Source organism: Candidatus Culexarchaeum yellowstonense (assembly GCF_024707025.1).
Lineage (GTDB): Archaea > Thermoproteota > Methanomethylicia > Culexarchaeales > Culexarchaeaceae > Culexarchaeum.
The window spans coordinates 1-6,446 of record NZ_JANGFQ010000089.1 but is presented as its reverse complement, the minus strand read 5'-3'; the positions used below and the strand labels follow the sequence as shown (position 1 = coordinate 6,446).

Sequence of the window (6,446 nt, the reverse complement as noted above, 5' to 3'; positions counted from 1 at the left end):
CAAATCCATATCTTGAGCATGGTGGGGGTGTTGCGAGGGCTATTGTTCGTAGAGGTGGAGATATAATTCAGGAGGAGAGTCGTAGGTATGTGAGGGAGCATGGCCCCATACCTGTTGGTGGCGTTGCAGTTACATGTGCAGGTTCCCTTAAGGCAAAGTATGTTATTCATGCTGTTGGCCCAAAATGGAATGTGGATCCACCATCTAAGCTTGATGAAGCAGTAACCAATGCCCTTAGAAAGGCTGATGAACTTAATTTGAAGAGTATAGCTTTCCCAGCCATTAGCACTGGCATTTATGGATATCCATATGATTTAGCGGCTAAGGTTATGGCTGAAGTTTTCCGTAGAGAAATTCCACACTTGAAGTCTTTGAGGAAGATTATTGTATGCTTATATGGATCTGAAGCCTACAACATTTTTAAAGAAGCATTTAATAAAGCTTTTAATGTTTAGCTTCACCTTAATAATTGGATTCTATGATTAGTTTTAATCCATTTAGCAACATCCCAGGAGTTCCAACTTCCCAGCAGCTTATTGATATGGCTTTTGGTAGAGCTTCTAAGATATCCATTGAGCTTCCAAGTAAGAGGGATCCACTATTAATGGCTAAGCTTAGGGAGATTAGACGTATAAGGACTGTTGCATCGATAATTTCGGATAGATTGAAATCCATTGTTAATGGTATGCCTAACCTAGATTCAATACATCCATTCTATAGGGATTTATTCTGTGTAATGTTTGATAGGGATTCATATGTTAAATCTTTGAGGAATGTTTCATGGGCTTCATCCATGATATTAAAATTATCAAAAAAGTATGTACGTGAAATTAGGGGGGCAATGGATCCCCGTGAAGCTGCTAAACTTCGTAGAGCATTTTATGGTAGAGTTTCATCCATAATTGATGATATTGATGAAGATCTCAAATTCCTCAGCAACTTAGTGAAGCTTAGGAGGCTTCCATCAATAGACTTCAACATACCCATAATAGTGGTTTGCGGTGCACCAAACGTTGGGAAATCTTCTTTCGTTAAATGTGTATCCACAGCTGAACCTGAAATTGCTGAATACCCATTCACAACCAAGAATGTTAGTGTAGGTCACATTATGGGTTCACATGGTGTTAGAGCTCAAATTGTTGATACCCCAGGATTACTGGATAGACCTCTAAATGAGAGGAATAAGATTGAATTGCAAGCTATAGCTGCTTTAAAGAATCTTAGGGGTGGAGTGGTATTCCTAATAGATCCCACTGAGACTTGTGGATACCCCCTAGAATACCAATTGAACGTTTTCAAGAGTGTTAAAGAATTCTTCGCTGACAGGATACTTGTGATTGGGTTGACGAAAATGGATTTAGCTTCAAAAGATCAGATCGACAAAGCCACTAAATTAATCAATTATGATAAGGTTTACGTTTGCAACTCCCTCAACTGCATTGGGACTATGGAGATTGTTGAATATATCTTGAGGAGTATGGGAGCTTAAAGTTAAATCTTAAATTGATATATGGGAATATTCTTTTGAAGAATTACACATTTAATTGTGAATTGCTAGTGGGTGGATGGTATGATTGAAGTTGATGGTAGCATGCTTGAAGGTGGTGGGCAGATACTTAGAATGTCTGTGGCTTTATCAGCTGTTTTAGGGGTTCCAGTTAGGGTTTTCAATATAAGGGCTAAGAGGAGTGATCCAGGTTTAAAAGCTCAACATATAACTGCAATTAAGGCTGTGGCAAGCTTGGTGAATGCTGAAGTTGAGGGTTTGAAGCTTGGATCTATGGAGATAAAGTTTAATCCTAAAAGTATTGGTGGTGGAAGCTATAGATTCGATATTGGAACTGCAGGTTCAACTACCCTTGTACTTCAAAGCCTACTACCAGCAGCAATGTTCGCTAAATCAAGGGTTAATGTGGAGATTATTGGTGGAACTGATAATCCACTTGCACCACCAGTAGACTACATAATAAACGTATTGAAACCAATACTATCCAAATCTGGATACAACTTCAACATCCAAGTTTTGAGGAGAGGCTTCTACCCTAGGGGTGGAGGTATTGTTAGAGCTTACATGGAGCCAGTAACAAGTTTAAAACCAATAAGACTTGAAGATCAAGGTTCAATAAAATTGATTAAGGGGATATCATATAGCTCTAGACTCCCAGAACACATTGCAAATAGAATGGCAAACTCCGCATCGAAAATCCTAAAATCCCATGGATTCGATGTCGATATAGAATTGGAGATCCTACAATCAAACCACCCGAAATGTGCTTTAAGCCCTGGATGTGGAATAGTTTTATGGGCTGAAACATCCACTGGATGCATTATTGGCTCAGACAGTTTAGGTGAAATAGGGAAGCCAGCTGAAAAGGTTGGGGAGGAAGCTGCAATGAAACTTCTAGATGAAATTAGGGGTGGAGGGACTGTGGATTCCCATGCAGCAGATCAATTGATAGTATACATGATGCTCGCCAAGGGGGAATCCATCATAAAAACCAGTAATCTAAGCATGCACACCCTAACATGCATAGAGTTGAGCAAGAAATTCCTACCAGAAGTCTCCTTCGAAGTGATAGAAGGGAAACCAGTAACAATAAGGTGTAGGAGTGCTGGGTTCCAGAGAATATAACTTTTCAAACCTCAATTTCAGTTAAAATTATAAATAATGTAAATTTTATTATGGTGTTTTAGTGTGCGTTAGACTTTTAATGTAACTTCTTCACCTGGCTTTAGAACTATTAATTCAACCTTCACTTTCATTTCATCCAAGTATTTCTTGAATTCCTCTGGGGTTCCAGCTATTATTGGGAATGTTTTGTAGTGCATTGGTATAACGTATTTTGGGTTTATCATTTGAGTTGCACATGCTGCTTCTATGGGTCCCATGGTGAAGTGTCCCCCTATGGGTAGCAATGCCACTACTGGTTTGTATAATTCCCCTATCAATTTCATGTCGTATGTTAATCCTGTGTCTCCAGCATGGTAAACGTACTTCCCCTCCTTACCGAATACTGCTCCAGTGGGACTTCCCCTTTCACTTGAATGCTCTGCCACGGTTAATATTACCTTATATCCATCTCCGAGGTTTATGGGTCCACCTATGTTTGCTCCAATAACCCTCTCCTCAGCTCCTATCTCTTTAGCTATGCTGGATGCTATCTCATATATTGCTATCAACTTAGATTTACTATGCTTCTTCATTATCTCAATGGTTTCCCCAATGTGGTCGCCATGATCATGTGTAACTATTATGTAGTCTGGAGCTTCCTCTGGTATCTCTTTACTTGGGTTTAGTGGATTCTTAATCCATGGATCCACATAGAATATCTTTCCATCTATATTTACTGAGAATGCTGCATGCCCAAACCATTTAATTCTAATCATAAGGTATTCACCCAAAATGAATTTTGCTCTTCTCAATTTAAAAACATTAATTATTTATGGAGCTTCTTAGCCAGCTCTGCAGTTCTCTTCCCAAGTTCACGGCATTCTTCAAGTTCTTCTTCATTTGGTGTTCCCACGGCTGTAGCTCCGTAATGTTTGTCATCTGATCTCCCTTGAATTATCATTCCATGTATTAGCATGGCTTGAATTATTGATAGTAGTGTTGTTTCAGCTCCTGTTCCAATTCCTCCTGAGCTTGTGAAGGCTGCGCCAACCTTCCCCTCAAGTTTCCCATGAATTTCAATTGTTCTATCTATTAGGTCTTTTATTTTTGCTGACATTTGACCGTAGTATGTTGGTGAGCCGATTATTATTCCATGGGCGTTTAATAGGTCTTCCAGTTTTACTTCGTCAACCCTCTTTACAGTTACTTCCACCCCCTCCACTTGTTTTGCCCCCTCGGCTACTGCATATGCCATTCGCTCTGTATTGCCAGTTTTTGAATCATATATTATTAGGATTTTCACCATTCCAATTCACCTTATAGTAGAATTATGTTATGGTAAGGTATATGAGCATTTTGTGTGGATAATATTTAATCGTGTTTGGTGTTTGTTATGCCTGTTAAGTTTCATGGTGTAATTACTCCCATGATAACACCGTTTAAGGAGGATTTATCCATTGATGTGGAGGTTGTGAGGTGGCTTGTTAGGTATCAGGTGGAGGGTGGTGTTCATGGTATATTCCCAAATAGCACTACTGGTGAGTTTGTCCATTTGAGTAGGGATGAAAGTGTGCTTTTGGTTAAAATTGTTTTGGAGGAGGCTCATGGCTTGGTTAAGGTTATACCTGGAATAAGCTCCAATTCCACTGCCCATAGTTTGGAGTTGGGTAAAGTTTTTAAGGATTTTGGTGTGGATGGCGTTATAGTTACTCCACCATTCTTCTTTAAACCCACATATGAAGGTTTGAAGAAGCATTTCTCCACAATTGCTGAGAAGCTTGATATCCCCGTCATAGTTTACAATATTCCATCAACCACTGGAATTAATATTCCAATTCAAATGTATCTGGAGCTTGCCTCGGAATATAGTAATATTGTTGGGGCAAAGGTAACTTTTGATAGTTTCACATACCTCAGAAATCTCATAATTGATTTGAAGAGTGTTAGGAGTGACTTCTCGATATTCACTGGTTTAGATGATATGTTCCTACCCGCATTGATGATGGGTGGTGATGGTGGTATAATGGCATTGGCTAATGCAACCCCAAAACTCCATAGGGAGATTTATGATGGTTGGAGGGAGGGTGACTTCCAAAAGGCTTACAATGCATGGAAAACTCTACTTAGAATAGTTAAGGTTTATGATTACACATCATCATTCCCATCTGCAGTTAAGATTTTAATGAAGCTTATGGGTTCACCAGTTAAACCCTATGTTAGGCCACCGTTAACCATGGAGAAGGGTGAAGTTGAAGATAAAATTAGGAAGATGATTATGGATTTACATTTAACCAGATTCATAGCCCTAGAATGAATCCCTAATCAATCATTACCACATAATTCATTAATTCATAACCATTTTTCGGCGTGTTTTCTGTGGGTATGGATAGTATGAATGGTCTACCACCATAAATCCTCGTGGTGCTCACAGTTACTACTCTACCATCATGCTCCACATATGGTCCATCCAAAGCTTTCCTCGGCTCATGACTTCTAACTATGTAATTCACATTTAAAGCTCTACAAACACTTTCACTCACATCCACCCCAAACAGTATTCCAGCCCCCCTAAAGTTTGGATGCTCCCCAAACCCTCCCCATGGATCACTCCACAAAACATCCTCCTCAACTTCAGGTGCTGGGTCCTCAAGATCTTTTAGGCTTCTTATTTTAGATGATATTCCACCATGAACGAATAGTATCCCATCATATAATGCAGCTATTGGCAGTCTACCTATAAACCTCTTTAAGAATGAATTGTAGTAGTTACTCCACCCTCCCCTCTTAACATCCGCTTCATATATTAGTGTGCATGGTTGGAAGTATGGTTCACCATCCCTATAATCTTCATGATTCCCCTTCAAAGCCACAACCCTATCACCATAATTCTCCATTAAATCATTAACACCCTCAATGACTTCAACACCCATATCCCCCCTATCAGCATAATCCCCCAAGAATACAATTACATCCCTATCTGGATTGAATAGCTTCACAACCCCCCTAAATGCCTCATAATCTCCATGTATATCCCCAACAACAATTATCCTACTAGCACCCCTACAATCCATGATTTTAAGTTTCCCAGCCAAATCATTCACCCCATCAGCATACCTTCACACCCAACTAATTGTTGGTGGTGGAGGTTGACTTTCCCTTGCCTTCATGGAGTAGTATAGGAATGTCAATATGGTGACAATGTATGGTTGTACTATTAATGTGAGTATGAAGCCTATCCACCATGGTATTGAGCTGGTTACAAATATTATTACGAAAATTATTAACAATATTGCAAATGTTGTAATCCACCTTCCATGGACGAGTTGTTTACTCCTTTTAAGGGCTTCTATTGGACCCCTCCCCTCAAGCACAACTACATGCATGGTTAATATGAACACTATTCCAAATATTATTCCAGGAATTATTAGGAGTATGAATCCCACTATTAATATGATTGCAAGTATTATTGATGATAATATTATGTCTCCAAGTCTACTTACAGTGTAATTTAGTGAGGATTTCAATGTTGGATTCACCCCCTCAATTACATCCCCAGTATATTTAATTGTAACTCCAGCAATTATTAGGCCGATGATGGCAATTATCAGCCACCATAACATTGAAGTTACAATTTCATATATCCCAATATGCAGTTTCATTATGGCATAAGTCCTTTGATGTTGTAATGATATTGGGATGTGTTCGCCTATCAATGTTAATAATCCAAGTATTATGTATGGTGGAATAATATTCTTTGCATGTTTAGTGTATAGGTCCCAAGCTAAACTAAATATCTCCTCTAATCCAAGTTCTCTTGTTGGTTTTATGGATGACA

At 39.0% G+C, this 6,446-nt stretch carries 7 protein-coding genes and 1 pseudogene; 4 read left to right on the top strand and 4 right to left on the bottom strand.

From position 1 onward, the window contains the following. From MRT15_RS08585 to rtcA, 3 genes are all read left to right on the top strand, one after another. Window positions 1-455, top strand: a 455-nt coding sequence (locus MRT15_RS08585; RefSeq protein WP_304329672.1) for an ADP-ribose-binding protein, incomplete at its 5' end; no start/stop codon positions are given. Between the two features lie 23 nt (window positions 456-478). Then, window positions 479-1,489 (top strand): NOG1 family protein, encoded by a 1,011-nt coding sequence (locus MRT15_RS08580; protein ID WP_304329671.1) that lies wholly within the window; start codon window positions 479-481, stop codon window positions 1,487-1,489. 81 nt (window positions 1,490-1,570) lie between these two features. Further along, window positions 1,571-2,632 (top strand): RNA 3'-terminal phosphate cyclase, encoded by a 1,062-nt coding sequence (gene rtcA / locus MRT15_RS08575; protein ID WP_304329670.1) that lies wholly within the window; start codon window positions 1,571-1,573, stop codon window positions 2,630-2,632. A gap of 68 nt (window positions 2,633-2,700) precedes the next feature. Here rtcA and MRT15_RS08570 read toward each other — a convergent pair whose 3' ends face one another. Together MRT15_RS08570 and MRT15_RS08565 are read right to left on the bottom strand one after the other, a co-directional pair. Further along, window positions 2,701-3,387: a metal-dependent hydrolase gene (locus MRT15_RS08570; RefSeq protein WP_304329669.1), complete on the bottom strand. Its 687-nt coding sequence runs from the start codon at window positions 3,385-3,387 to the stop codon at window positions 2,701-2,703. A 50-nt stretch (window positions 3,388-3,437) separates the two neighbouring features. Continuing rightward, complete coding sequence (locus MRT15_RS08565) at window positions 3,438-3,917, bottom strand: flavodoxin family protein (protein WP_304329668.1); 480 nt, start codon at window positions 3,915-3,917, stop codon at window positions 3,438-3,440. An 87-nt stretch (window positions 3,918-4,004) separates the two neighbouring features. Here MRT15_RS08565 and dapA point away from each other — a divergent pair, with 87 nt between their 5' ends. Continuing rightward, window positions 4,005-4,925, top strand: a complete 921-nt coding sequence (dapA, locus tag MRT15_RS08560) for a 4-hydroxy-tetrahydrodipicolinate synthase (RefSeq protein WP_304329667.1) — start codon at window positions 4,005-4,007, stop codon at window positions 4,923-4,925. Window positions 4,926-4,929: 4 nt separating this feature from the next. Here the strand turns inward: dapA and MRT15_RS08555 are convergent, their stop codons facing one another. Together MRT15_RS08555 and MRT15_RS08550 are read right to left on the bottom strand one after the other, a co-directional pair. Next, entirely contained in the window at window positions 4,930-5,703 is a 774-nt protein-coding gene (locus MRT15_RS08555; RefSeq protein WP_304329666.1) for a metallophosphoesterase family protein, read from the bottom strand. 24 nt (window positions 5,704-5,727) lie between these two features. Beyond that, a pseudogene (locus tag MRT15_RS08550) lies at window positions 5,728-6,446 on the bottom strand (hypothetical protein); the annotation flags it as partial.

Coding starts and splice junctions, on each gene's coding strand:
- MRT15_RS08580 (WP_304329671.1), top strand. CDS start 479: ATGATTAGTTTTAATCCATTTAGCAACATCCCAGGAGTTCCAACTTCC.
- rtcA (WP_304329670.1), top strand. CDS start 1,571: ATGATTGAAGTTGATGGTAGCATGCTTGAAGGTGGTGGGCAGATACTT.
- MRT15_RS08570 (WP_304329669.1), bottom strand. CDS start 3,387: ATGATTAGAATTAAATGGTTTGGGCATGCAGCATTCTCAGTAAATATA.
- MRT15_RS08565 (WP_304329668.1), bottom strand. CDS start 3,917: ATGGTGAAAATCCTAATAATATATGATTCAAAAACTGGCAATACAGAG.
- dapA (WP_304329667.1), top strand. CDS start 4,005: ATGCCTGTTAAGTTTCATGGTGTAATTACTCCCATGATAACACCGTTT.